The sequence below is a fragment of the Roseobacter sp. YIN89 genome, from assembly GCF_057219365.1.
On the sequence record NZ_JBXVVD010000002.1, the window covers coordinates 623,492 to 646,262 of the forward strand.

24 protein-coding genes are annotated in these 22,771 nt (G+C 59.5%); 13 read left to right on the top strand and 11 right to left on the bottom strand.

The features are described from left to right. Positions 1 to 124 precede the first annotated feature (124 nt). On the top strand, positions 125 to 676 hold the full coding sequence (locus tag AC2D8V_RS09205; protein WP_484733231.1) for an LOG family protein: 552 nt from the start codon (positions 125 to 127) through the stop codon (positions 674 to 676). Here the strand turns inward: AC2D8V_RS09205 and rarD are convergent. The 6 genes from rarD to AC2D8V_RS09235 all read right to left on the bottom strand — a co-directional run bounded on the left by rarD (position 616) and on the right by AC2D8V_RS09235 (position 7,205). Next, positions 616 to 1,557, bottom strand: coding sequence for an EamA family transporter RarD (gene rarD, locus AC2D8V_RS09210; RefSeq protein ID WP_484733232.1), 942 nt, complete (start codon positions 1,555 to 1,557; stop codon positions 616 to 618). The genes AC2D8V_RS09205 and rarD overlap by 61 nt on opposite strands. 436 nt (positions 1,558 to 1,993) lie before the next feature. Further along, complete coding sequence (locus tag AC2D8V_RS09215; RefSeq protein WP_484733233.1) at positions 1,994 to 2,593, bottom strand: superoxide dismutase; 600 nt, start codon at positions 2,591 to 2,593, stop codon at positions 1,994 to 1,996. Positions 2,594 to 2,928: 335 nt separating this feature from the next. Continuing rightward, complete coding sequence (locus tag AC2D8V_RS09220) at positions 2,929 to 3,501, bottom strand: sarcosine oxidase subunit gamma (RefSeq protein ID WP_484733234.1); 573 nt, start codon at positions 3,499 to 3,501, stop codon at positions 2,929 to 2,931. Beyond that, positions 3,494 to 6,511: a sarcosine oxidase subunit alpha family protein gene (locus tag AC2D8V_RS09225; RefSeq protein WP_484733235.1), complete on the bottom strand. Its 3,018-nt coding sequence runs from the start codon at positions 6,509 to 6,511 to the stop codon at positions 3,494 to 3,496. Before AC2D8V_RS09225 ends, AC2D8V_RS09220 begins: the two co-directional genes overlap by 8 nt. Positions 6,512 to 6,605: 94 nt before the next feature. Next, positions 6,606 to 6,935 (bottom strand): sarcosine oxidase subunit delta, encoded by a 330-nt coding sequence (locus tag AC2D8V_RS09230; protein WP_484733236.1) that lies wholly within the window; start codon positions 6,933 to 6,935, stop codon positions 6,606 to 6,608. Positions 6,936 to 7,025: 90 nt separating this feature from the next. Next, positions 7,026 to 7,205 carry a hypothetical protein gene (locus AC2D8V_RS09235; RefSeq protein ID WP_484733237.1) on the bottom strand — a complete coding sequence of 60 codons (180 nt, stop codon included), beginning with the start codon at positions 7,203 to 7,205 and terminating at the stop codon, positions 7,026 to 7,028. Between the two features lie 254 nt (positions 7,206 to 7,459). Between AC2D8V_RS09235 and AC2D8V_RS09240 the strand changes: the two genes are divergently transcribed. Continuing rightward, positions 7,460 to 7,648, top strand: a complete 189-nt coding sequence (locus AC2D8V_RS09240) for a hypothetical protein (RefSeq protein ID WP_484733238.1) — start codon at positions 7,460 to 7,462, stop codon at positions 7,646 to 7,648. Positions 7,649 to 7,657: 9 nt separating this feature from the next. Further along, the gene (locus tag AC2D8V_RS09245; protein ID WP_484733239.1) at positions 7,658 to 7,807 is read left to right on the top strand and encodes a hypothetical protein; all 150 of its coding nucleotides are present in this window, start codon (positions 7,658 to 7,660) and stop codon (positions 7,805 to 7,807) included. Positions 7,808 to 7,809: 2 nt separating this feature from the next. Here AC2D8V_RS09245 and AC2D8V_RS09250 read toward each other — a convergent pair whose 3' ends face one another. Continuing rightward, positions 7,810 to 9,054 (bottom strand): sarcosine oxidase subunit beta family protein, encoded by a 1,245-nt coding sequence (locus AC2D8V_RS09250; protein WP_484733240.1) that lies wholly within the window; start codon positions 9,052 to 9,054, stop codon positions 7,810 to 7,812. Between the two features lie 224 nt (positions 9,055 to 9,278). Between AC2D8V_RS09250 and ccmI the strand changes: the two genes are divergently transcribed. The 4 genes from ccmI (at position 9,279) to AC2D8V_RS09270 (ending at position 12,571) form a co-directional block, all read left to right on the top strand. Continuing rightward, positions 9,279 to 10,508, top strand: coding sequence for a c-type cytochrome biogenesis protein CcmI (gene ccmI / locus AC2D8V_RS09255; RefSeq protein WP_484733884.1), 1,230 nt, complete (start codon positions 9,279 to 9,281; stop codon positions 10,506 to 10,508). After that, positions 10,505 to 10,993 (top strand): Holliday junction resolvase RuvX, encoded by a 489-nt coding sequence (gene ruvX / locus AC2D8V_RS09260; protein WP_484733241.1) that lies wholly within the window; start codon positions 10,505 to 10,507, stop codon positions 10,991 to 10,993. Before ccmI ends, ruvX begins: the two co-directional genes overlap by 4 nt. Next, positions 10,994 to 11,224, top strand: a complete 231-nt coding sequence (locus AC2D8V_RS09265; protein WP_484733242.1) for a DUF1289 domain-containing protein — start codon at positions 10,994 to 10,996, stop codon at positions 11,222 to 11,224. A gap of 216 nt (positions 11,225 to 11,440) precedes the next feature. Continuing rightward, positions 11,441 to 12,571 (top strand): hypothetical protein, encoded by a 1,131-nt coding sequence (locus AC2D8V_RS09270; protein ID WP_484733243.1) that lies wholly within the window; start codon positions 11,441 to 11,443, stop codon positions 12,569 to 12,571. 51 nt (positions 12,572 to 12,622) lie between these two features. Here the strand turns inward: AC2D8V_RS09270 and AC2D8V_RS09275 are convergent, their stop codons facing one another. Continuing rightward, entirely contained in the window at positions 12,623 to 13,528 is a 906-nt protein-coding gene (locus AC2D8V_RS09275) for a LysR family transcriptional regulator (protein ID WP_484733244.1), read from the bottom strand. A gap of 86 nt (positions 13,529 to 13,614) precedes the next feature. On the opposite strand from AC2D8V_RS09275, the gene metF reads away from it, so the two are divergent. The 3 genes from metF (at position 13,615) to AC2D8V_RS09290 (ending at position 16,183) form a co-directional block, all read left to right on the top strand. After that, positions 13,615 to 14,484, top strand: a complete 870-nt coding sequence (gene metF / locus AC2D8V_RS09280; RefSeq protein WP_484733245.1) for a methylenetetrahydrofolate reductase [NAD(P)H] — start codon at positions 13,615 to 13,617, stop codon at positions 14,482 to 14,484. 56 nt (positions 14,485 to 14,540) lie between these two features. Next, positions 14,541 to 15,023, top strand: coding sequence for a PaaI family thioesterase (locus AC2D8V_RS09285; protein WP_484733246.1), 483 nt, complete (start codon positions 14,541 to 14,543; stop codon positions 15,021 to 15,023). 167 nt (positions 15,024 to 15,190) lie between these two features. Beyond that, positions 15,191 to 16,183: a calcium-binding protein gene (locus AC2D8V_RS09290; RefSeq protein WP_484733247.1), complete on the top strand. Its 993-nt coding sequence runs from the start codon at positions 15,191 to 15,193 to the stop codon at positions 16,181 to 16,183. On the opposite strand, the gene AC2D8V_RS09295 is transcribed toward AC2D8V_RS09290, so the two are convergent. The 3 genes from AC2D8V_RS09295 to AC2D8V_RS09305 all read right to left on the bottom strand — a co-directional run bounded on the left by AC2D8V_RS09295 (position 16,180) and on the right by AC2D8V_RS09305 (position 19,984). Next, positions 16,180 to 16,560 (bottom strand): hypothetical protein, encoded by a 381-nt coding sequence (locus AC2D8V_RS09295; protein WP_484733248.1) that lies wholly within the window; start codon positions 16,558 to 16,560, stop codon positions 16,180 to 16,182. The genes AC2D8V_RS09290 and AC2D8V_RS09295 overlap by 4 nt on opposite strands. A gap of 69 nt (positions 16,561 to 16,629) precedes the next feature. After that, positions 16,630 to 17,658 (bottom strand): DUF2235 domain-containing protein, encoded by a 1,029-nt coding sequence (locus AC2D8V_RS09300; protein WP_484733249.1) that lies wholly within the window; start codon positions 17,656 to 17,658, stop codon positions 16,630 to 16,632. 28 nt (positions 17,659 to 17,686) lie between these two features. Continuing rightward, entirely contained in the window at positions 17,687 to 19,984 is a 2,298-nt protein-coding gene (locus AC2D8V_RS09305) for a xanthine dehydrogenase family protein molybdopterin-binding subunit (protein ID WP_484733250.1), read from the bottom strand. A gap of 250 nt (positions 19,985 to 20,234) precedes the next feature. Between AC2D8V_RS09305 and AC2D8V_RS09310 the strand changes: the two genes are divergently transcribed. The 3 genes from AC2D8V_RS09310 (at position 20,235) to AC2D8V_RS09320 (ending at position 22,580) form a co-directional block, all read left to right on the top strand. Next, a complete protein-coding gene (locus AC2D8V_RS09310; protein WP_484733251.1) occupies positions 20,235 to 21,002 on the top strand; it encodes a lysophospholipid acyltransferase family protein in 768 nt (255 codons plus the stop codon). A 103-nt stretch (positions 21,003 to 21,105) separates the two neighbouring features. Further along, complete coding sequence (locus AC2D8V_RS09315) at positions 21,106 to 21,984, top strand: phytanoyl-CoA dioxygenase family protein (RefSeq protein ID WP_484733252.1); 879 nt, start codon at positions 21,106 to 21,108, stop codon at positions 21,982 to 21,984. Further along, on the top strand, positions 21,981 to 22,580 hold the full coding sequence (locus AC2D8V_RS09320; protein ID WP_484733253.1) for an HD domain-containing protein: 600 nt from the start codon (positions 21,981 to 21,983) through the stop codon (positions 22,578 to 22,580). Before AC2D8V_RS09315 ends, AC2D8V_RS09320 begins: the two co-directional genes overlap by 4 nt. The last annotated feature ends 191 nt before the right edge of the window (positions 22,581 to 22,771 follow it).

The window sequence follows — 22,771 nt, forward strand, 5'->3', positions numbered from 1 at the left end:
TTCTTCCCCAGGTTTGCCGCCTGTGTCCCCAAGCGAGCATTGAGCCTTAATAGCAACTGCCCTATCAGTGGTCAAAACCCATCGGCTCACTTTTTCATTATTCTTCAAGAGGAAACACTGCGCCATGTCGATCAAATCACTCTGCGTCTACTGCGGTTCGCGTCACGGCTCGGACCCGGCTTACCTCGAAGAGGCCGAAAATCTTGGGCGTGCCATTGCACAAGAAGGGTGGCGGCTGGTTTACGGTGCCGGGGATGTCGGGCTCATGGGGGCAATTGCGCGCAGCGCTCAGGCGGCCGGCGCTCCGACATTTGGCGTGATCCCGAAACACCTGGTAGATTGGGAGGTTGGAAAAACCGACCTGACCTCTTACGTCGTCACCGAGACAATGCATGAGCGTAAGAAAGTGATGTTTATGAACTGCGACGCTGTGGTCGTAATGCCGGGGGGTGCCGGGTCGCTGGACGAACTGTTCGAAGTCCTGACATGGCGGCAGCTCGGCCTGCACGACAAACCGATTTTCCTGATGAACGTCAATGGATACTGGGACCCGCTATTAGTTTTGCTAAGCCACGTCACAGCAGAAGGGTTTGCGGATAACACGCTGCACGGCTTTTACACTGCGGTACCAGATGCCGAAGCCTGTCGAGATGCGGTGCGACGCGCCTTGTCCTGACGCCACGCGGCACCGGAATAGATCGCAAGCGCAATCCAGATCAGCGTGAACGCGGCAAGATGCCAGCCAGAGAACGGCTCTCCGAACACAAACACGGCGCAGGCAAACTGAAGGGTCGGGTTCACATAAAGTATCAGGCCCACGCTTGCCATCTTCATACGGCGTGTGCCGTACCCGAACAAAACAAGCGGGAACGCCGTCATAGGGCCGGACAACACAAGCAAAGCCAGGCTCGTGGCATCACCGCCAAAAATATCCGCCCCTGCCTGGTAGCGGTAGGCAAGAAAAATCACGGCGAGGGGGACAAGCAACAGCACTTCGATTGTGACAGAAAGCACCGGTCCAAGGTCCAGCTGCTTTTTCACGACACCGTAACAGGCAAAGGACACGGCCAGAACCAGTGCCACCCATGGCAGCACTCCTACGCCCCAAGTCAGCAAAAGCACTGCAAACGTAACAAGCCCGATCGCCCCCCACTGCACGCGCGTCAACGCCTCGCGGAACAGCACAAAGCCCAAGAGGACCGACAGCAGGGGATAAATATAGTACCCAAGAGAGCTTTGTGTCGTCAGCCCCGCCTGCACGGCCCAGATGAAAAGCGCCCAGTTGAGCATGATGATGACGGATGCCGCAACCAGCATGAGCGCCTTGCGTTTGTCGGAAAATGCAGGGCGGATTTCATGCAGCCGACCCTGCATGGCCAAAACACCACCGAAAAATATCAGCGACCAGATCATACGGTGCGCGAGGACATCCAGTGCGGGAACGTGGCTCAGGGCCTTGTAAAATATCGGCGACACGCCCCAGATCACCGCTGATCCAAGAACTGCTGCTACCCCTTTTGACATCTCGCTCATCGCTGGCCCACCTACCTTGGCCATGTGACGGATAACTGCGGAACACGACAAGCGAAAAAGCAACACCGCATTTGGAGTGCCCAACGGCGCGTCTTGATTTCCGCAGCGATGCGGTCGGGTCACATAGGCGATCACAGAGGTGCCTTCACGCAATTCAATTTGGCACGGTCACGGCGATCAAAACATCGGCGGCGTGACCTATACGGTGTCATCGCCAACCGTGACCCAAGCATTCCGTCAAACAGCAAATTGGCCTTCAGGCTGTACCGCCTTATGCGTCGCCCGTCTCCGGACCTGTGAAGGGTATACTGCTAGTGTTCAGAATTCGGCACGAAAACCCACTACCCTGTTGTCTTAAAAGGCTTTTTTAAGGAATTCATGCTTTGCGACCGGCCACGTCATAAAAACAAGAAAGGCCCGCTGAACCAGCGGGCCTTTTACGCATCAAGTCAATTTCAGATTACATCCGCGATGCGACGTTTTCCCAGTTGACCAGATTGTCGAGGAAGTTCGACAGGTAATCAGGGCGCTTGTTCCGGAAATCGATGTAGTAGGAATGCTCCCATACGTCGCAGCCCAGCAAGGCAGTTTGGTCAAAGCAAAGCGGGTTCACACCATTTTCGGTCTTGGTCACGGCCAGCGATCCATCGGAATTTTTGACCAGCCAAGCCCAGCCCGATCCGAATTGCCCTGCACCGGCGGCCTTGAATTCATCCTTGAACTTGTCGACCGAGCCGAAATTCTCTGTCAGTGCGCTTTCCAGCTCACCCGGCATGCCAGTGTCGCCGGGGCCCATCATCTCCCAGAACTGATTGTGGTTCCACAGTTGGCTGATGTTGTTGAAGATGCCGTTTTGGGCCACAGCGCCAGCATCATATGTGCCTTTGATGATCTCTTCGAGGGATTTTCCGGCCCATTCCGTGCCTTCGATCGCCTTGTTGCCGTTAGTGACATACGCGTTGTGGTGCAGGTCGTGGTGATACTCGAGCGTCTCTGCCGACATGCCTTTGGATGCCAGCGCGTCGTGCGCATAAGGAAGATCAGGAAGTTCGAAAGCCATGAGAGGTCCCCTTCGGTTGGTATTTCTCGTCTGTCCATGACAGATTGTGCAAATCTCAGCAAGATCAACCGCGCGAGATGAAATGAGGCAATTAATTTGCCTTTAGAATGCCAGTCTCACAGCGGCCGGTCCCTAGGATGGAATGCGCAACGGCTGACATGGTTCCGTGCATACGCATAGTTTTTTCCATCTTATCAGGATCGATCAACCAAGAGATGCTGACCGGGCGTGGCGGCCCGGCCCGGGAAAACGGCCTTCAAGATCAACCCTAATGCGCAGGCCGGTCCACCCTTGGCCGAATGCGGAAGAATGCAAGCTAAGGTGTCAGACGCGATTTAGCCCATTGCCCCAACTTCACTTCCGGGTTGCGCCGCCGTGCTGAGCAAATCAAAAACGTACCGCGCCTGACTACGAAAGCAGATCACCTGAAAGGCCGCGTCGCTGACGTACCACATAGCAGCCGGCACCTGCGCCATTCGGGTCCGGCGAAAGCTGCCCGGCCCGAAAGCCTGCGCCGAAATGTCAACCGGACACAGTTTGGCCAAGACTTCGCGCGCCTGTGCGCCCTCGACTTTGAACGACGCGCGGGCGGCCGAAACATTCACCGCCAGATGATGGACGCTTTTCAGGTCTGTAGTGATTTGCGCAAGCTTTGCGCCAACGCCAGTATGCGGACACAGGATCAAAAGCTCGTCAGGGCTCATCCACGCTACATCCGCTTCACCGCTGATGTGCGCGGTGCCAGCTTGCGGCACGTCTTGCCCGCAGGCCTTTTTCACCGCCTTTGCCACGGTCGGGTCTGCCAAATCCGCACGCAAGGTAATCATGCCCTGCACACCTACTTCGGATATTTTGGCGATGCCATCTGCGCTATTCGCGCCATTCAGGGCCGTAACAAAGTCAGACATTCTGTTTTTCCCCATCCTTGTCATAGAACACCGGATCGACGATGCGCGCACGGAACGTTGCACCCTCGGTTCCGGGGAACTCGATAATCTCGCCCATGCGCGATGGACCGTGTTCGACCAACCCCATGGCAATGCCACGGTCCAATGTCGCCGAGTAATAGGTCGAGGTGACGCGACCAATGACGTTGCGCTGGCCGTTGGCGTTCTTGCCCTCACCCACCGCATAGGCCCCGTCGGGGATCACACTGCCGGTCACCGTTTCCAACCCGACAAGCTGCCAGCGAGAAGTATCCGCCATATGGCTCCGCTCATGCGCGCGCTTGCCAAGGTAATCGTCCTTTTTCTTGGACAGCGCCCAGTGCAGGCCAAGGTCCTGCGGGATGACCGTACCGTCGGTTTCGTCACCGATCATGATAAAGCCCTTCTCGGCGCGCAGGATGTGCAGACATTCCGTACCGTAGGGCATCACACCGAATTCTTCGCCCGCAGACATCAATGCTTCCCAGAAGGCGAGGCCCTGGCCTGCATCGACTGCGATTTCAAAGCTTAGCTCACCAGAGAACGAGATACGGTAAACGCGGCACTTGAAGCCACCGATTTCCCCGTCTGCCCATTCCATAAAGCCAAGCGCCTCTTTCGACACATCCATACCGCCCAGCTTTTCAAGCACCTTGCGCGCCTTCGGGCCGACGACCGCGACCTGCGCGTAGGCTTCGGTCACATTGGCGACGTACACTTTCCAGTCCCACCATTCGGTCTGCAGCCACTCTTCCATGTGCTGATGAATTCGGTCCGCGCCACCCGTGGTCGTGTGGCACAGCCAAGTGTCCTCATCGATACGGGCGACGACACCGTCATCGATCAGGAACCCGTTTTCCGAACACATCAGACCATAGCGGCATTTACCGGGTTTCAGTGTCGACATCATGTTGGTGTACATCATATCGAGGAAGCGTCCGGCATCCGGCCCCTTCACGAGGATCTTGCCCAAGGTAGAAGCATCAAGCAGCCCGAGGTTTTGTCGCGTATTGAGGACCTCGCGATTGACCGCCTCTTTGACCCGCTCGCCCTCTCGGACATACGCGTAGGGGCGCCGCCAGTGACCGACCGGTTCCCAGTCAGCACCATTTCCGTCATGCCATCCATGCATCGGCGTCCGGCGCAGCGGTTGAAACACGTCGCCGCGCGCTTCGCCACCGATGGCTCCCATCGAGATCGGCGTATAGGGCGGGCGAAAGGTCGTGGTGCCGGTTTGCGGGATGGGTCGGCCCAGCGCATCCGACAGAATTGCCAAACCGTTGATGTTGCTCAGCTTGCCCTGATCCGTCGCCATGCCGAGCGTGGTGTACCTTTTGGCGTGCTCGACGCTTTCAAATCCCTCTTGGGCCGCCAGTTGCACGTCGGAAACCTTTACGTCGTTCTGGAAATCCAGCCACGCCTTGCTGCGCAGTTCCACCGGGGCGCCCTGAGGCATCAACCAGACCGGTTCGATCGGTGCTTCATGCCGCACATCAGCCTGCGGGCTCTTCGTTTTGCGGATTTTGAGCCCCATGCGGGACGCTGCAAGGCGCGCAGCCTCATCTGCATCGACGAGAATATCCCCGAGAGACATCAGGCCGTTAGCGCTGCCAGCGGCCACGACAAATGGCGCGCCGTCATTTCCCGTGGGCGCTTTATCCACATCCGGGCGAAACAGCGCCTGATCGGCATCCCAGTGCAGCTTGCCACCGCAGTGCGACCACAGGTGCACCACCGGAGACCATCCGCCCGACATCGCAACCGCATCGCAGGAAATCTCTCGCACAGACCCGCCGTTGCCGTCCTGACGGCACAGCACGACGCCGGTCACCCGCTTGCCGCCCTTGACCTTGGCGACGGCGTGACCGTTCAGCACCTCTATGCCCCGCGACCGGGCCTGTTCCTGCACATCTCCGGCACCGGCACTGCGCGCATCAACGATCGCAGGCACCGAAAGACCCGCGTCTTTCAAGGCAAATGCCGTCAGATAAGCGTCGTCATTGTTGGTCACGACGACAGTGCTTGCACCGACGGAAACACCGTAATTGACCGCATAATCGCGCATCGCAGCGGCAAGCATGACGCCCGGGATGTCATTCCCCGCAAACGATAAAGGCCGCTCGATCGCGCCGGTCGCGGTGATAATCTGTCCCGCGCGGATGCGCCACAACCGATGCCGCGGCCCGGGTGTTTCCGGATTGTGATCGCCCACGGCCTCATATCCGAGCACATACCCGTGGTCGTAGACGCCTGCGCCCATCAACCGAGTTCGCAGGGTCACGTTGTCCATTGTTTCCAGTTCGGAAACGATTTGTTCCACGAACTTATCCACAGGCGCGCCGGCGACAGTGCCACCATCAACGGGTGCACGCCCGCCCCAATGGGCGGATTGCTCAATCACTGTGACAGAAGCACCCGACTTTGCCGCTGTGCGCGCGGCCTGCAAGCCGGCGATGCCGCCGCCGACGATCAGCACATCGCAGAAATGATAGTAATGCTCGTATGTATCGGCATCGCGGGTTTCGGCGTCCGGCGCCTGCCCGAGGCCGGCAGACTGCCGGATGAAAGGCTCATAGATGTATTTCCAGAACGGGCGCGGATGAATGAACATTTTGTAGTAAAAGCCCGCTGGCAGAAAGCGGCTCAGGTGCGTGTTGATTGCACCAATGTCGAATTCGAGCGTGGGCCAGTGGTTCTGGCTGCGCGCTTGCAACCCGTCAAAAAGCTCGGTCGTGGTGGCGCGCTGGTTCGGCTCGAACCGTGCCCCCTCGCCCATGTTCATGAGCGCGTTGGGCTCCTCGACACCTGATCCGACGATGCCGCGCGGACGGTGATATTTGAACGAGCGCCCCACCATCATCTGATCGCTGGCCAGAAGGGCAGACGCAAGAGTGTCCCCCTGATACCCGTGCAAGGTTTTACCATTGAACGAGAAGCTTAAGGTCTGTGTGCGGTCCAGAAGCCGGCCGCCGGTTGAAAGCCGTGTGCTCATGCGGGAAACCTCATCGCGGTTTGGACCGCCGGATGCCTCCGGCGGGGGTAATTGGGGGTCAAAGACACAGGTGGCTCAGCGCATTGGCGGCAGATCATTTGAAATCCCTCCAAGTCCACCCGGGGCGCTTCTTGCTGATCTTGCGCCGCAACTCTGCCGGAGGCTCGAGGGTTTGTGCGGGATAGGTGCCAAATACCTCGAGTGTCGTGGTATCGCGGGCGGCATGAAACCACTTGCCGCAGCCGTAGGCGTGACGCCACCGTTCAAAATGCACGCCGCGCGGATTTTCCCGCATGAACAAGTAGTTTTCAAACGCCGCGTCATCAGAACCGGGGCCATACCGGGTCAGATGCGCCTCGCCGCCGCCGTGAAATTCGGTTTCTTCGGCAGTGACGCCGCAGACAGGACAGGTCAGAAGAAGCACGGCAAACTCCCCTCTTGCGCAAGGTGAAACGAAAAACAGCCAGCGGCCGCCGACGGGCCACTGGCTGCAAAATGCTGTGTTTTGAATACGTCAGCTGTCAGAGACAGCTTCGGCAGCTTTCTCAAGCGTTGTGTCTTCTCCTTCAACGGAGAAGGCGAAACCGTCGTCACGGGCAAACAGGGCATAAGCGACGCCCAGAACGACGACGCAAAGCGCGCCAAGAGTGAAACCCAAACCGGCGCTGCTGTTGATCTTCGAGGGATGAGCCATTGTGCACCACCTTTCTGATAAGCGTTCACATCAGGAACGCGCGGCTTTGCCGGATTGTTCCGAGTTGCGCTATTCGGACGCAGGTGGCGCTTATGTTGCGCAGCAAAGGCCTTTGTGTCGTTGCAAACGGCATGATTTCTCGCAGTGGCCAAACCCGCGCGGGCGCAAAGGTATTGAAAAAATGCGGAAATCGCTTCTTCAACGGCCGTTTTTTGTATTAGTATCCGGGTATTGTTTGTCTGTGGGAGAGAAAGATGAGCAACACGACTTTGGCTGTCATCGGGTTTGGCGCACTTTGCGCCCTCGCTTTGGTGATGTTTTTTCTGGAACGCAGGGGCGTCGCTGCACGCAAGGCAGCGCGTGGCGGGCGCGAGGTGGACGTGAGCCATCTGATCGCCTTCGGCGCGCCCGGCGAGCAACGCAAGCCGCCGCAAGACGAATAGGCGCGCGCCATGAAAGACATTCTGCAACTGCTGCCGCTTGTTGTACTGATTGCACTCGCCGTTTTTCTTGTGCGGCGCGGCAATCGCACCAAACCGGATGCCGACAAAAACAAGTCGGACATCGGCGGTGGCTCCGGCAGTTCGCATACAGCAGACTGACATTAGTGTGCCACCCCGGCGGCAACGCTTTCGTCGATAAACCGTCCTTCGCTAAAGCGGTCTAGACCAAAATCGTCTGTCAGCGGGCCATGCCCCTTGTGCATCAACTCGGCCATGGCCCAGCCAGACCCGGGCGTTGCCTTGAAACCGCCTGTGCCCCAACCACAGTTGATAAAGACATTTTCAACCGGCGTCTTTGACAAGATCGGCGAGCGGTCTCCGGTGACGTCCACAATGCCGCCCCACTGGCGCAACATCTTCAGACGGCTGACCATCGGAAAGGTCTCGATCAACGCGCGCACGGTTTCTTCAATGTGGTGGAACGATCCCCGCTGCGTGTAATTGTTGTACCCGTCTGTACCGCCTCCGATCACCATTTCGCCCTTGTCAGACTGGCTCATATAGCCATGCACGGTATTTGCCATCACCACCACGTCCATACAGGGCTTGATCGGCTCCGATACCAGCGCCTGCAGCGCCACACTTTCGATAGGCAACCGGAACCCGGCAAGCCCGGCCACATGGCCCGAATTGCCCGCCACGACGATCCCGAGCTTGTCGCAATCGATCTGTCCCTTGGTCGTATCGACGCCCACCACCTTGCCACCGTCACGGCGGATCGCTGTCACTTCACACTGCTGGATCACATCCATGCCCATGTCCGAGCACGCCCGCGCGTAACCCCATGCAACAGCATCATGCCGCGCCGTACCGCCTCGCGCCTGCCACAACCCGCCAAGAACGGGATACCTCGGGCCCTTGAGGTTGATGATCGGCACCAGTTCTTTCACCCGCGTCGGGGTGATGAACTCTGTCTTGACGCCCTGCAATGCATTTGCGTGCACCGTACGCTGATAGCCCCGTACCTCGTGATGGGTCTGGGCCAGCATGATCACACCACGGGGCGAGAACATGACGTTGTAGTTCAGATCCTGGCTCATCGTCTCGTAAAGAGAGCGCGACTTTTCATAAAGCGCAGCCGAAGGGTCCTGCAGGTAGTTCGACCGGATAATCGTCGTATTCCGCCCGGTATTGCCGCCGCCTAACCAGCCCTTCTCGAGGATGGCAACGCGCTTTACGCCAAATCGCTTGCCGAGATAGTATGCCGTGGCCAGCCCGTGCCCGCCCGCACCGATGATGATCACATCATATTTCGACTTCGGCTCTGGCGCACGCCACGCACGCTCCCAGCCGCTGTGATACCGCGCTGCCTCGCGTGCCACTGCAAAAACCGAATATCGTTTCATGGTTCTGTCTCCGCACTGCAAAACCGCGTCGGAATCACTCCGCCGCGCCGTTTCCATACATCTGCGTAAATGAGCAGAAAAGAGGATACTCGTCGCGTCACTTTGAGCCAGTTTTGCGACACCGGGCGGCTTTGCCGCATGTCTTTGGGCCAACGTGATCTTTTGTCTCTTTTGCCGACTGCCAGACAAGGTTACATGGGATGTCAGCAAAGGGTAGAGCGGAAATGACGTTCTGGATCATATCAGCAGGTCTCGCGACCTTGGTGGCAGCGCTTCTGGCGCTGGCCTTGCGCGCGCCCGACAGGGGTGCAGCGCGCCCTGCTGCAGCCTACGACCTCAAGGTCTATCGGGACCAGCTGCGCGAAGTGGATCGCGATCTCGCGCGCGGCGTGGTCGAGCAAGCCGATGCAGAGCGCATTCGGGCCGAGGTGTCTCGTCGCATTCTGGCCGCAGACGCCGCCCTGCAGCAGGGTACTGACGCCGGTGCCGCCAACAAAGGCGCGCCACTTGCGACCGGAGTGCTTCTCGCCGTTGCCCTGATCGGCGGAAGCCTGTCGCTTTACTGGTCCCTCGGCGCACCGGGCTATGGCGACCTCGCCCTCGCCGATCGCATCGAAATCGCCGAAGAGATGCGTGCAAACCGCCCCACACAGGCCGCAGCCGAGGACAGCTTGCCACCCTTCACTGCCCCGCCGAATGTCAGCCCGGACACTCTGGCGCTGATCGACAGGCTGAGAACGGTGGTTGCAGACCGTCCCGATGATTTGCAGGGGCACAGCTTTCTGGTGCGCTACGAGGCCGAGCTTGGCAACTACAGAGCAGCGGTACGCGCGCAGGAACGGGTGCTTGAGATAAAGAGCGAGGAGGCCACCCTTGCCGATCTCGTCTCATACGCGGATCTGATGGTGCTTGCCGCCGGTGGATACGTCTCTCCAGAAGCCGAAGCCGTGCTTGGCCAAATCCTCTCGCAGGATCCGGGCAATGGCATCGCACGGTTCTACGTGGGCCAGATGATGACGCAGAATGGCCGTCCGGATACCGCCTTCCGCGTCTGGGACCAGTTGCTGCGCGAAGGACCGGCCGATGCGCCATGGATCCCGCTGATCATGGCAAACATCGAAGATGTTGCATGGCGTGCAGGCGTGAATTACCAGCTGCCTGAAATCGGCACCGGGCGCGGACCGTCCGCGGACGACATCGAAGCCGCGCAGGAGTTGTCGCCAGCCGAGCGCATGGAGATGATCCAAGGCATGGTGTCCGGCCTGTCTGAACGCCTCGCCACCGAGGGCGGCCCGGTCGAGGATTGGGCGCAACTGATTACAGCGCTTGGCGTTCTGGGCCGTACAGCGGACGCGCGGGCGATCTATGAAAACGCCGTTCAGGTCTTTGATGGCGACACCCGCGCCCTCGACCTGCTGCTGCGCGCCGGACAAAGAGCGCAAGTGGCCGAATGACATACGAGGACACGCAGGCGTTTCTCGCCGCCCTGCCCCCGATGCAGGCGATCATCGGCCTCGATCTGGGCACCCAAACAATCGGAATCGCCGTTAGCGATACGCTGTTATCAGTCGCCTCGCCGCTGGAAACCATCAAGCGGCGCAAGTTTACCGTGGATGCCAAACGCTTGTCGGAAATCATTGCCGAACGCCGGATCGCCGGGCTGGTGCTTGGCCTGCCGCGCAATATGGACGGCACCGAAGGACCACGGTGTCAGGCTACACGCGCATTTGCCCGCAACCTTGAACAAACGGCCGGCATTGCGCTGCCCATCACATTCTGGGACGAACGCCTGTCCACCGTTGCGGCAGAGCGCGCGCTGTTAGAGGCGGATACGTCACGAAAACGTCGCGCAGAGGTCATAGATCACGTCGCGGCTGCGTATATCCTGCAAGGGGCGTTGGACCGGTTGCGCGTCATTCGCAACCAGATGGAGACATGAATGAACGATGAAATCTGGCGCCGCGACGAAGTGGAAAGCCCCTGCATCAAAATCTGCGTCATACATCCGCAAGCCCGCCTGTGCACAGGATGCCTGCGGTCGATTGACGAAATCACCGCTTGGTCCCGCATGTCGCCCGAGGCGCGACGCAAGGTGATGGCAGAATTGCCTCAGCGTCAGGGCCAAATCGCCAAACGCCGTGGCGGTCGGGCCGCGCGTCTGGCGCGTTAAAAGCCTGAGTCGTCGCCTGATCGGCATCAAACCGCCGGACCGGTCCTGTTTAGGCATCGGATGAGCGACAATCCACGCAGTAATGCAACAACAATTAGTTCATGCGCCTTCGTTCGTGGCATCTTGCCATGAATGCGCCTCAAACGCGCCACAAGACCGAATTACCGGTAGGTCTCTGAAATGATTGCGATCTGCTCACGCAAAAGGATACGACACATGCTTAAATACCTGAAAATCAGCGCGTCGGCCCTTGCGCTTTCGGCGCTGGTACTGGCCCCTGCAACCACTGTCATCACTGCTGACTACGCCTACGCCAAAAGCGATAACGCCGGCGGAAAAGGAGGCGGTAAGGGCGCTGGCAAAGGTAAAAGCGGTGACAAAGGCGCCAAAGGCAACAAGGGTAAGAAAAGCGCCAAAGCCAGCGGCAAGAATTGGAAATCCAGCAAAAGCAGCAAAGCCAAGAACACGCGCACCATTCAGGACGATCTGAAAGTCTTTAAAAAGGGCGGTTTCAAAGCGCTGCTGGGTCAAGGCAAAAACAACAAGCCTGCGCGCTCTGTGACAGCCGGCAAAACCGCCACATCCAAAAAGGACGACCCGTTGCATCCCAGCAATCTGGGTAAGATGAACGGCTTTCTGAACTCAAGCCCGAACGCAAAACTCGCACATATCGCCAACGGCCAGTATCTGTCCGGCTCTGGACCGGTCAGCCTCGCAGCAGGTCTTGCCGTTGCAAAATACGAGTTCGAAGAGGTTGAAGTCGCAGTCGACGTGATCACCGCCGCCGACGCATACGAAGCACTCAACGCCTTTGACGAAGACGAGATCAATGCAGCCGATGCGCTCTATGAAGAATATGATGAGAACGGCAACGGCATTTTCGATGACGAAGATCTTGAAGCCATGGAAGAGGACGAGGTGACGCCGGAAGAGATTGCCGACGCAGAGGCCGTCCGCGAAGCGCAAGAGGGTATCATCGACCCCGACACCGGCGAAGCTTACGACGAGCCCACCGAAGAAGAGATCGCCGATGCGGAGGAAACCCTGTCCGACTTTGGCGACGACGAGGATCCCCTAGAAACAGTCGGCGACGCGCTTGATGACGCCGAAGCGGCGGCCCTGGCGACCTACAAGGGTGACTTCGACGCGCTCGACGAGGACGAACAGCAAGAAGTGCTCGACGCAATGCACGACGCCCTGCCCGCAGACGAAGATATCGAAGACGCGCTGGCGAAATACGACACCAAATACGGTGATGAAGAAACGGATGATGGCACAGACCCCGACGATTCCGCCTCGGCCGATGACGAAATCATCGAAACCGACGAGGACGTTTCAGAAGGCTGAGACACGCCGATACGCACAAAAACGAGGGCGCCTTGACAGGCGCCCTTTTTTTTATTGCGCCTGCAGCCTGCGCGCTTCCTCGCCGGCCAGTTTCAGCAACTGCTGCATGTAGGGCTTGACCAGATCGTCTTGTCGTACCGCGGCAAAAAGCCTGCGCGTAATGCCCTGCGGTGTCAGCGGACGGGTCACATAGTCGGAGGAATACTTGACCTCGCGCACCACCCAGTCCGGCAAAACCGCCACCCCGCGGTTGGACGCCACCAGCAACAAAATGACAGCCGTCAACTCGACCTGCCGAATGCTGGCGGGCTCCACTTTGGCGGGGATCAGCAACTGGCTGAAGACATCAAGGCGGCTACGCTCCACCGGGTATGTAATCAGTGTCTGGCCGCGAAAATCGGCAGCCTCGATAAAGTCCTTCTGCGCCAACGGGTGCGCACTCGACGCGACAAACACCGCATTATAATCAAACAGTTCGACGAATTCGACGCCCGGCAAATCCTCCGGATCAGACGAAATCACCAAATCAACCTCTTCCTTCAGCAGCGCCGGCAGCGCATCAAACGCCAGCCCCGGGCGAATATCGACATCCACCTCGCTCCAGTCCTTGCGAAACTGCTCAAGCACAGGAAACAACCATTCGAAACAGGCGTGACACTCGATGGCGATATGCATCCGCCCCAGATTGCCCGCCCGCAACCCGCTGAAATCATCTTGCAGCGCCTCGACCTGCGGCAGCACCTGTTGCGCCAGCTTTAACAGGCGCATACCGGCCGCCGACAGCTTGAGCGGCTTGGACCTGCGGACAAAGAGCTCAACACCCGCCTGATCCTCCAACCCCTTGATCTGATGCGACAAAGCCGACTGCGTAATGTGCAACTTGTCAGCCGCCCGCGCGAGACCGCCCGCCTCGTGTATGGCCTGAATGGTGCGAAGGTGGCGAAATTCGATATGCATGTCGAACTCATATTAAAGATGAAAGTTATGAATTTGTCTCACGTTAAGTTTCATGAAACAAGAGCTTATCCCAGATGGAGTACCTCATGCCTGTGCCTGCCGTTTCCTTTGAAGTCTTCCCGCCCCGGTCGATTGATGCGTCTTTCAAACTGTGGGACACGGCTCAGGCGCTTGCTCCGCTCGAACCACGTTTTTTCTCGGTGACCTACGGCGCCGGGGGCAGCACCCGCGACCTGACGCATGACGCCGCATACACGCTGCGCAAATCCTCGCAGCTTCCAGTCGCGGCGCATCTCACCTGTGTTGGTGCATCACGTAAAGAGACAATGGCCACCGCCCAGCGTTTTGCCGCGGCCGGGGTCACTGATCTGGTGGCGCTGCGCGGAGACCCGCCCGCTGATTGCGACCGTTTCACCCCCCACCCTGACGGCTTTGCAACCTCTGTCGAGTTAATCGAAGCGCTTTCCGCAACCGGACAGTTCACCCTGCGGGTCGGCGCCTACCCTGAAAAGCACCCCGAAGCCGAAAGCCAGCGCGCAAACATCGATTGGTTGAAGGCCAAGGTCGACGCAGGCGCCGCCGAGGCGATCACCCAGTTCTTTTTCGAGGCAGAAACGTTCCTGCGGTTTCGCGATGCCTGTGTCAAAGCAGGCATCAACGCACCGATCACACCCGGCATCCTACCCATCATTAACTGGAAGAACGCCCGTTCGTTTGCCGCGCGCTGCGGTGCCACCGTGCCATCCTGGCTCGATCAGGCGTTTGACGCCGCAATACGGGACGACCGCCACGATTTGCTGGCCAAAGCACTTTGCACCGAGTTGTGTTCAGAGCTCGTGGATGAAGGCGTTGAGACGCTGCATTTCTACACGCTCAACCGCCCCGAACTCACCCGCGAGATCTGCCATGCCTTGGGTGTCAAACAGGCGATAACCGGCGTTCGCGACGTCGCGTAATCCTTGCCGCCCTTCGGCGGTCCGCTAGCATCTCCGCTCAGGATGAGGAGACCGCAATGCCCTACGCCGCGCGCAGCCCCGAAGATCTGACACCCCCCGCAAAAATCCTGACCATGTCAGGGCTGGATTTCATGCTGGGTTTTCTGAATGACCAGATCGCGGGTGCCCCGATTGCCGCAACACTCAACTTCACCCTGACCGAGGTCGAAGAAGGCCGCGTCACCTTTGCGGGCACACCACTGTTCAATGCACTTAACCCCAGCGGCGCGGTGCACGGCGGCTGGTATGGTGCCTTGCTCGACAGCGCGCTTGGCTGCGCAGTTATGACGACGGTGCCGAAAGGGTCTGTTTACACGACCCTTGAATACAAGGTGAATATCGTGCGCGCTGTGCCACTGGAAACCCCTGTGACCTGCACGGCGATTGTCGATCACGCAGGCCGGTCAACCGGGATCGCACATGCAGAAATCCGCGGCAAGGAAGACGGAAAGCTTTACGCCACAGGCTCCACCACCTGCATCATCATGAAACTCGCCTAGTCGGGCATTTCACTCGTTTCAGCATCAATCAGCAAAAATCAGACCTTATTGTTTCTTCAAATGAGACAATTTTGCCAATGCACGCGTCAGTTCAATCGGGACGCGGCATGATGTGCTAACCTTGACCGGATTCTATAGAACGACATTTACAAGGCGAGGGATTTGACATGCCAAAAGGCGGTAAAGGCGGCGGCAATGGCGGCGGAGGATCTGGCGGCGGCGGTGGCGGCTCTGGTGGCGGCGGCGGCGGCAAGGGCAAGGTCAAGAACCTCGACCTGACAGGCACCTCCGGCGACGACTTCCTGTTTGCGGACAACGGCAATGATGTTTTGACCGGACTGGCGGGAAACGACACTCTGTTCGGGCTGAACGGAGACGATCTGCTGGACGGCGGCGCCGATCATGATCGCCTCGAGGCGGGCTGGGGCGGTGACACTTTGGCAGGCGGCAGCGGCGATGACACCCTCAAGGGCGGCCTCGGGTCAGACCAGATCGACGGCGGCAGCATGGTTGGCGAGATCAATACAGCCAGTTTTGTTGATGTGGGTGGCGACGGAGATCCGGACGCCGGCATCGCATTGAGCGCAGGCGCACAAGCCGGCAGCTTCGTTTCAACCAACGAGACAGCCGACGGCTCCGGAGACATCGATACCCTCATCAATATCCACCGCGTGGTCGCGAGTAATTTTGATGATGTGCTGACCGGCGGCGCCCATGCCGTACATTTTGACGGCGCAGAAGGCGACGACCTTATCGTGGGCAGTGCGCAGGGTGATACGATCGTCGGGGGCTTTGACAATGACACAATGACAGGCGACGGCGGCGAAGACACCTTTGTCTTTTTGCGCGTAGCAGACGGGCTGACCGCCTCGCCCGGCACGCCCGAAGACGCAGGCTTTGGCGCAGGCGCGGACGTCATCACCGACTTCACTCTGGGCGAGGATCGTTTGGTGTTTCTCAGCAATGAGGCCTTCGACCTGTCTGCCTTTACTGCGACCTACGACGCGACGAACGACCAGACCGTCCTGACCTATCAGGCTGAACCGGATATTTTCGGGCAGGCACAAATCACGCTTCAGGGAGTGAATGCCACAGTGGCCCAGCTTGTCGATCCGGACACCGATTTGTTGGTCAACGCGGATTTCGTGTTCGAGATCTAGTCGCTCAGCAACCACAGGCGCGCGGATACACCGGCCTCGTGGCCCAGAACGCGACACGCGCGCATCCCTGCATCAAAATGCGCGCTCCCGATATAAAGAGGGCCGCGTTCTGTCAGTGCGTTCCGGCTTTCGCTGTAGCGCGTGGCCACAAAGCGGCGCGGCGCGGTAACACCATCGGCGCGCGCCTGCGCTTCTGCGACCTGCGCGTAAGAGCCCGCGACCGCGTGCAAGCGCGCCGCCCGATCCGCGGTGCTGCCCCATCCCGCCGCAACAGAATAAAGCGCGCTGCAATCGATCATGTGGTCGCGGAACGGTCCTTCGGCGGCAACCGAAGAAGCGCACATCAGGGCGAAAGCAGTAAGGGTCGGGAATTGCATGATAACCTCCAGATACGGGTACAACGTGCGGCACCTGCCGGTGCTGCATGCCCAGACGCTTGGGGTTTTTCAGGTCGTCCGCCCGAACAAGGCCCACGTGCTGCTGCGCTGCTGCGCGCGTTCGCGCAGATCCAGCGAGGTATGGCGTATTTCGGACGGATCTTGAAATGCCACCCGAGCGCGCCGGGTGACAAACCAACGCCCATATCCGCGAAAGGTTCCCGTCGAGGGCGCCAGTGGATCCTGCGGATAGCGCGCAGCCCATCCTTCGGGCAGCGGCAACCCATGCGCCTCCGCGCGGCGCAGCATCCAGACCAGCGGAATATTGGCCAGCGGCCGCGCGGCCTCGAATCCCCCAAGCTGTCCGCCCACATCTCCATGCGTTCCGGGAAACCACATCTGCTCCACCCGCCCACCGAAACCTTCTGACGTGGTCCACATCACCGGCTTGTAAGCCACGCGGGTTTCGTCTCGGGCAAGCGCGTGGTAACCGGCACGCACATTTTCGCTAAGCTCGTGGTTGTGAAACGCATGACGCTTGACACTGAGCCGCCATAGCACGGGCGCGTTGATCCCCAGCGATTTCACCGTATCCCAGACCCCGATCATCTCGATCGGCACCCCCCGCAAACAGTGCGCCTCGGAAAACGCCTGCGCGCAAGGGCTGTCAGGGTCGTTTTCATAAAAGCGGTAGACGTCGCGAATATTGCGCTCGGTCGCGTGTTCGGCCTTCAACAGACCGACCAGATCGATCACCCCGGCAAGGCTGCGCACCGCGTAGGCCCCGCGGGAATATCCCATCAGAAAGATACGGTCGCCCGCACGATAGCGCGACGCCAGATAGCCATAGGCCCGCCGGATCTGCCGGTTGATCCCGCGCCCGACCATCACATCGCGCGCCGAGCGCCAGTCTTGCCACTGCAAACCGGGTTCGTAGTAAATGGAAAGTTGACTGCCCATCTCGCGCATCAACCGATAGCTCAGACCCGCGTTGGTCTCGCATCCCGGTTCCAGCGACGACATGGTGCCGTCCAGTATGATGACATGTGTGACAGGGCCACGACGCGGCCCGAAATCAGCGGCGGGGCGCTTCCACAAGCGCCCGCGGAGCCAGTGGATCCAACTGTTATTCCGCCGCCAAAGCCTCACTGTTCATCAACTCCCAAACTTTAAGCGGGGTAAACGGCATATCGGCCTGCCGCACCCCATGATCCCACAGCGCATCCTGCACCGCATTGGCCACCGCCGCCAAAGCACCGACAGTGCCCGCCTCGCCGCATCCCTTCATCCCCATCAGGTTGTGGGTTGAGGGCACCGGCTCGGAAGTGAAACTGATATAGGGTATCCCGTCCGCTCTTGGCATGGCGTAGTCCATGAAAGTAGCCGTCAACAGCTGCCCGCTTTCGTCAAAGACAACATGTTCCGTGATCGCCTGACCAATGCCTTGCGCCACGCCGCCGTGCACCTGCCCTTCAGCCAGCAACGGATTGATAAGATTACCAAAGTCGTCCACGACAGTGTACCGGTCCACCTCGGTCACACCGGTCTCGGGGTCAATAACCACCTCTGCGACATGGCATCCGTTGGGGAAACTGCGCGCCTCCAGCGTGGTCCGCTCCTCATGGGTCAAAAGATCGTGAAGCTCTTTTTCACGCGCCATTTCCGCCACCTCGAGCATTGTCGGCGTCAAGTTGCTGCCCTCGGCGCGAAAGCGTTCATCGTCAAAACTGATGTCTGACGCAGGCACCCCCATCTCGTCTGCCAGAAACGCGGTGAAGGCGCTTTTGATGGCTTCGACGGTGGCGAGGGTTGCGGTGTTCTGAACGGTCACAGACCGTGAACCGCCGGTACCCCCGCCTTGCGCGATCTGGTCGCTGTCGCCCTGAATGACAAAGATACGATCCGCCGGAATACCCGTCTGGTCACTCAGGAACTGGGCAAAGACAGTTTCATGCCCCTGTCCCGTGCTCTGCGTGCCGACGTAGATATTCACCGTTCCGTCCTCGTTAAACGTCACCTTCGATGTTTCCGAAGGATCGCCCAAAATACTTTCAATATAGTAACACAAGCCAACGCCCCGCAGCAAACCACGCGCCGCATCTGCCGCCTTGCGGTCCGCGAACCCGGGCAAATCGCTCTCCAATTCGGCCCGTTTCAGCACTTTGTTGAAATCCCCCACGTCATAGGTCTCGCCGGTGCTTGTCTTGTAGGGGAACTGCTCGGGCTTGATAAAGTTGATGCGCCGCAGTTCCAGCGGGTCCACACCCAACTCGCGCGCCGCCCGATCCATCAGACGCTCCAGCACGTAAATCGCCTCGGGCCGCCCCGCACCGCGATAGGCATCGACATAGGTGGTGTTGGTATAGATGCCCTGCACCCGCAGCCAAGTTGTCTGCACATCATAGGTGCCCATCAGAACACGGCTGAACAACTGGCTCTGAATGAACTGGCCAAAGTGGCTGTTGTACGCGCCCATGTTGCACTTGCTGTGCACCCGGTAGGCCGTGATCTTGTTGTTGGCGTCAAAGGCAAACTCGGCAAGGCTGGTCAGGTCGCGCCCGGCATTGTCCGTCAGCATCGCCTCGGTGCGCTCTGACATCCACCGCACCGGCTGGCCCACCACACGCGCGGCATGCGCGCACAGGAAATACTCGGGGTAAGGAAACCCTTTCATGCCAAAGCCACCGCCGACATCCGGGTTGGTGACCCGTACCTGCGCAGGCTCAAGACCCAAGGCACGCGCAATCTCTGCCTTGTGGCCCCAAACACCCTGCCCGCCCAGACTTACATGAACCCGGTCGCCATCCCACTCGGCAAAGCAGCCGCGCGGCTCTAGCGAGTTAACGATGATCCGGTTGTCCGGCACCTCAAGGCTGACCGTGCGTGCCGCTGCATCAAAGGCAGCATTGGTTGCCTCCTTGTCGCCCATACCCCAGTCGAACGCGACATTGTCCGGGGCGACGTCATGAATCGCGGGCCCGCCCGCCTCCAGATCCAGCTTGACGTCCAGATCATCGTAATCAAATCCGATCAACTCCGCCGCGTCGCGCGCCGCATCCAGCGTCTCTGCCACGATGAAGGCTACAGGCTCGCCGACAAAGTTGACCTTTTTCTCTGCCAGCAGCGCGCGGCGCGGGCTGGCCCCGCTGCTGCCATCGATGTTCTTGACCGTGGCGCCGGCCATCGCAAAATCAATCCCTGCCGCCAAAAGATCGTCCGCTGTAATCACCGCGCGTACACCCTCGGCACCACGCGCTTGCGCCACATCGAGGTCGGTAATCACCGCATGGGCAACCGACGAGCGAAACACATACCCGTAAAGTGCGTTTTCAGGCGCGATGTCGTCTACGTAGCGTCCCTGTCCGGTGAGAAAGCGAACGTCCTCAACGCGAAGCACCGGTTGTGATTTTCCGAATTTTTCCATGATGCGTGTCCTTCGTAACTTGGAATGGCGAGCCTAACGCGGACACTAGCGGGAGAGCGGGCCGTGTCCAGTGGTCAGGTCATAATGACACAAGCCTCGCCGTAAAACTGTCAGACCGTTCTGGTCAACGCAAAGCGCCACAAGACAAACAGCGGCCCGACAAAACCTGTCCGCAAAGACCTTGTCAGACCGCACGCTTGTTACAGAATTTGCTTGCGCGGCGTCATCTGTGCGGTCAAGGCTTTCGGCAATGCGCAGCCTTACCGAAACCGCCCGGGGCATAACAGCCAGTGCCAATTGGATTGCCGGAATACCATTTGCCAACGCAAAGGTTGCTTACGTCGCCAGTACCAAGACCGAAGGGCGGGCGATTATGGTGCGTCATTGCCAGCGATTTCTCGATACCTGCCGTATCAATGTTGAGGTGCAAGGCGATCTGCCCCTGCCCGGCCACGGATGCGTGCTGTGCCACAACGAATCCTCCTTTCCGGATCTGATGGCCTACATGGTCACGATGTTAGACCACACCGACTGCGCCGCTGCCGCCGACATCTACAGGTTTTTCCCTTTTGCCCGTGGATGTTTCGCACGCATCGATTTCGATATGGTTCAGCGCGGCAATCGGCGCGCAACCGAGGCGTTGATGTTAAAAAACGTGGAACGGCTTCGCCGCGGCGATCGCGTCATCTGGGGCGGTGAAGGTCGGCTTTCTGGCATTGACGGGATACGACGGTTCAAGATCGGCGCCGGTCTGGTCGCCATCCGTGCCCAAGTGCCGGTGATCCCGGTCGCGGTCCACGGCGGCCACCATACCATGCCGCTAAAGTCACTGCGCGCCCGCTGCGGCACCATCCGCATCCGCTTGGGGGCTCCGGTTGCGACCATCGGGTTGCGCGAAGAGGACGCGCGCGATTTTGCAGATCAGCTCCACCAGCGCGTCGCGCAGATGTATGACGAACTCGCCGCAGAGGCGGCCACCGCCTCCGCGGCACCGGAACCGTCCCGCCTACCCTCCTGAGTTGACCGAACAGACAGTCGGTTTACGACCGCCTGATGCGTCGCATTCGGAAAAGCACGCCAACCCCGCTTGCCCCCAACTTGGGGCGAAAAAGGAGGATGCCATGCCGACACCCCTACCGCTTGAAAACGGCCGCCTGAGTTCCGAGCTGCAAAAACAGTACTGGGAAGACGGCTACCTGTTTCCGCTTCAGGTCATGCCCACCCAAGACGCGCTTGCGCTGCGTGCCGAACTGGAGCAACTGGAACAGGACTGGCTTGCCGCCGACCTGCCGCAACCTTTGTCCACTTACAAGCGGATCAACGCGCATTTTGTCATGCCCATGGCCTACCGCATCGGGGCAGATCCACGCATCCTCGACGCGGTCGAAGGCGTGCTCGGCCCCGACATCATGATCTACGCGGTCGAATTCTTCATCAAGGAACCCAACACACGCCAGATTGTCTCGATGCATCAGGACCTGACCTACTGGGGTCTTGGCGCCATCGACGGGCTGGTGACCGCCTGGTTGTCTCTTTCTCCTGCCACCCCCGCCTCGGGCTGCATGAACTTCGTGCGCGGCAGCCACAAAAACCCGATCCTCGAACACGAAGACTCCTTTGACGAGAACAACCTTCTGTCGCGCGGTCAGGAGGTAAAGGTCGACGTGGCCGAAAAAGACAAGGTGCCCATCGAAATCCACCCCGGGCAAATCTCGCTGCACCACGGGCTGACAATCCACGGCTCCGGCCCCAACACCACCGATGACCGGCGCATCGCCGCGGTCATCCGGTATTGCACGCCGGACATCCAGCAGCAGGTCGCCGATGAGGACTATGCAATTCTCGTGCGCGGCCACGACCGCCACGGCCACTTCAAATCCGTCCCCGCCCCCACGGAAAACTTTGCTCCCGAAGCACTGGCGCAATACGATGAAATCCGCCGCGCTCAGGCCAAGGCGATGATGTCCGGCGCGAAAAAACAAGGAGCGCTCTACGCATGACCCGCACCGTCAGCTTTACCGCCATGAAAGACGGCACGCGTGAGGACTACGAGTTCCTCACCGAACACGAAGTCGAATACACCAAAGGCACCGCAGACCGCCTGCTGAACGCCCTCGTCAGCCTCGATGAAAGCCTCTCTGGCTACCAGATCACGCGACTGGGCCATTCGCTGCAATCGGCCACGCGCGCCGAACGCGACGGCGCCGATACCGACTGGGTCGTCGCAGCCCTGTTGCACGACATCGGCGACATCTTTGCGCCCTACAATCACGACGAATACGCCGCCGCCATCCTGCGCCCCTTCGTGCGTGAACAATGCACCTGGGTGGTCGAGAAACACGGCGACTTCCAACTGGTGTACTACGGCCACCACGTTGGCGCGGACCCGCACAAACGCGACGTCTACAAAGGCCACCCCTATTTCGACGATTGCGCGACGTTCTGCGAGCGATGGGACCAGTCCAGCTTTGATCCCGCCTACGATACCCTGCCCATCGACCACTTCGCCGCGCGCGTGCACGAGGTCTTTGCCCGCACACCCTACGATCCGGCGGTGATCCGCGCAGGCGAACGCGAACCTTTGGTCGCCGGCTAGCACAAAACCGGCCCGCCCCCGGCTCGAGCCACTAACGCCATGTCGCCCCGCCCCCTCCGACCCGCCCCGCGGGTGGGGTCTTTAGCCCCACCTTTGGTCGCGCGATGCCCGCGCCACTGTAAAAACCACCTGCCCCACCTTTCCCTTCCCCCATTCCTCCGCTAGATCATCGCCCCAAGAGAACAAAGGAC

Coding starts and splice junctions, on each gene's coding strand:
- AC2D8V_RS09205 (WP_484733231.1), top strand. CDS start 125: ATGTCGATCAAATCACTCTGCGTCTACTGCGGTTCGCGTCACGGCTCG.
- rarD (WP_484733232.1), bottom strand. CDS start 1,557: ATGGCCAAGGTAGGTGGGCCAGCGATGAGCGAGATGTCAAAAGGGGTA.
- AC2D8V_RS09215 (WP_484733233.1), bottom strand. CDS start 2,593: ATGGCTTTCGAACTTCCTGATCTTCCTTATGCGCACGACGCGCTGGCA.
- AC2D8V_RS09220 (WP_484733234.1), bottom strand. CDS start 3,501: ATGTCTGACTTTGTTACGGCCCTGAATGGCGCGAATAGCGCAGATGGC.
- AC2D8V_RS09225 (WP_484733235.1), bottom strand. CDS start 6,511: ATGAGCACACGGCTTTCAACCGGCGGCCGGCTTCTGGACCGCACACAG.
- AC2D8V_RS09235 (WP_484733237.1), bottom strand. CDS start 7,205: ATGGCTCATCCCTCGAAGATCAACAGCAGCGCCGGTTTGGGTTTCACT.
- AC2D8V_RS09240 (WP_484733238.1), top strand. CDS start 7,460: ATGAGCAACACGACTTTGGCTGTCATCGGGTTTGGCGCACTTTGCGCC.
- AC2D8V_RS09245 (WP_484733239.1), top strand. CDS start 7,658: ATGAAAGACATTCTGCAACTGCTGCCGCTTGTTGTACTGATTGCACTC.
- AC2D8V_RS09250 (WP_484733240.1), bottom strand. CDS start 9,054: ATGAAACGATATTCGGTTTTTGCAGTGGCACGCGAGGCAGCGCGGTAT.
- ccmI (WP_484733884.1), top strand. CDS start 9,279: ATGACGTTCTGGATCATATCAGCAGGTCTCGCGACCTTGGTGGCAGCG.
- ruvX (WP_484733241.1), top strand. CDS start 10,505: ATGACATACGAGGACACGCAGGCGTTTCTCGCCGCCCTGCCCCCGATG.
- AC2D8V_RS09265 (WP_484733242.1), top strand. CDS start 10,994: ATGAACGATGAAATCTGGCGCCGCGACGAAGTGGAAAGCCCCTGCATC.
- AC2D8V_RS09270 (WP_484733243.1), top strand. CDS start 11,441: ATGCTTAAATACCTGAAAATCAGCGCGTCGGCCCTTGCGCTTTCGGCG.
- AC2D8V_RS09275 (WP_484733244.1), bottom strand. CDS start 13,528: ATGCATATCGAATTTCGCCACCTTCGCACCATTCAGGCCATACACGAG.
- metF (WP_484733245.1), top strand. CDS start 13,615: ATGCCTGTGCCTGCCGTTTCCTTTGAAGTCTTCCCGCCCCGGTCGATT.
- AC2D8V_RS09285 (WP_484733246.1), top strand. CDS start 14,541: ATGCCCTACGCCGCGCGCAGCCCCGAAGATCTGACACCCCCCGCAAAA.
- AC2D8V_RS09290 (WP_484733247.1), top strand. CDS start 15,191: ATGCCAAAAGGCGGTAAAGGCGGCGGCAATGGCGGCGGAGGATCTGGC.
- AC2D8V_RS09295 (WP_484733248.1), bottom strand. CDS start 16,560: ATGCAATTCCCGACCCTTACTGCTTTCGCCCTGATGTGCGCTTCTTCG.
- AC2D8V_RS09305 (WP_484733250.1), bottom strand. CDS start 19,984: ATGGAAAAATTCGGAAAATCACAACCGGTGCTTCGCGTTGAGGACGTT.
- AC2D8V_RS09310 (WP_484733251.1), top strand. CDS start 20,235: ATGCGCAGCCTTACCGAAACCGCCCGGGGCATAACAGCCAGTGCCAAT.
- AC2D8V_RS09315 (WP_484733252.1), top strand. CDS start 21,106: ATGCCGACACCCCTACCGCTTGAAAACGGCCGCCTGAGTTCCGAGCTG.
- AC2D8V_RS09320 (WP_484733253.1), top strand. CDS start 21,981: ATGACCCGCACCGTCAGCTTTACCGCCATGAAAGACGGCACGCGTGAG.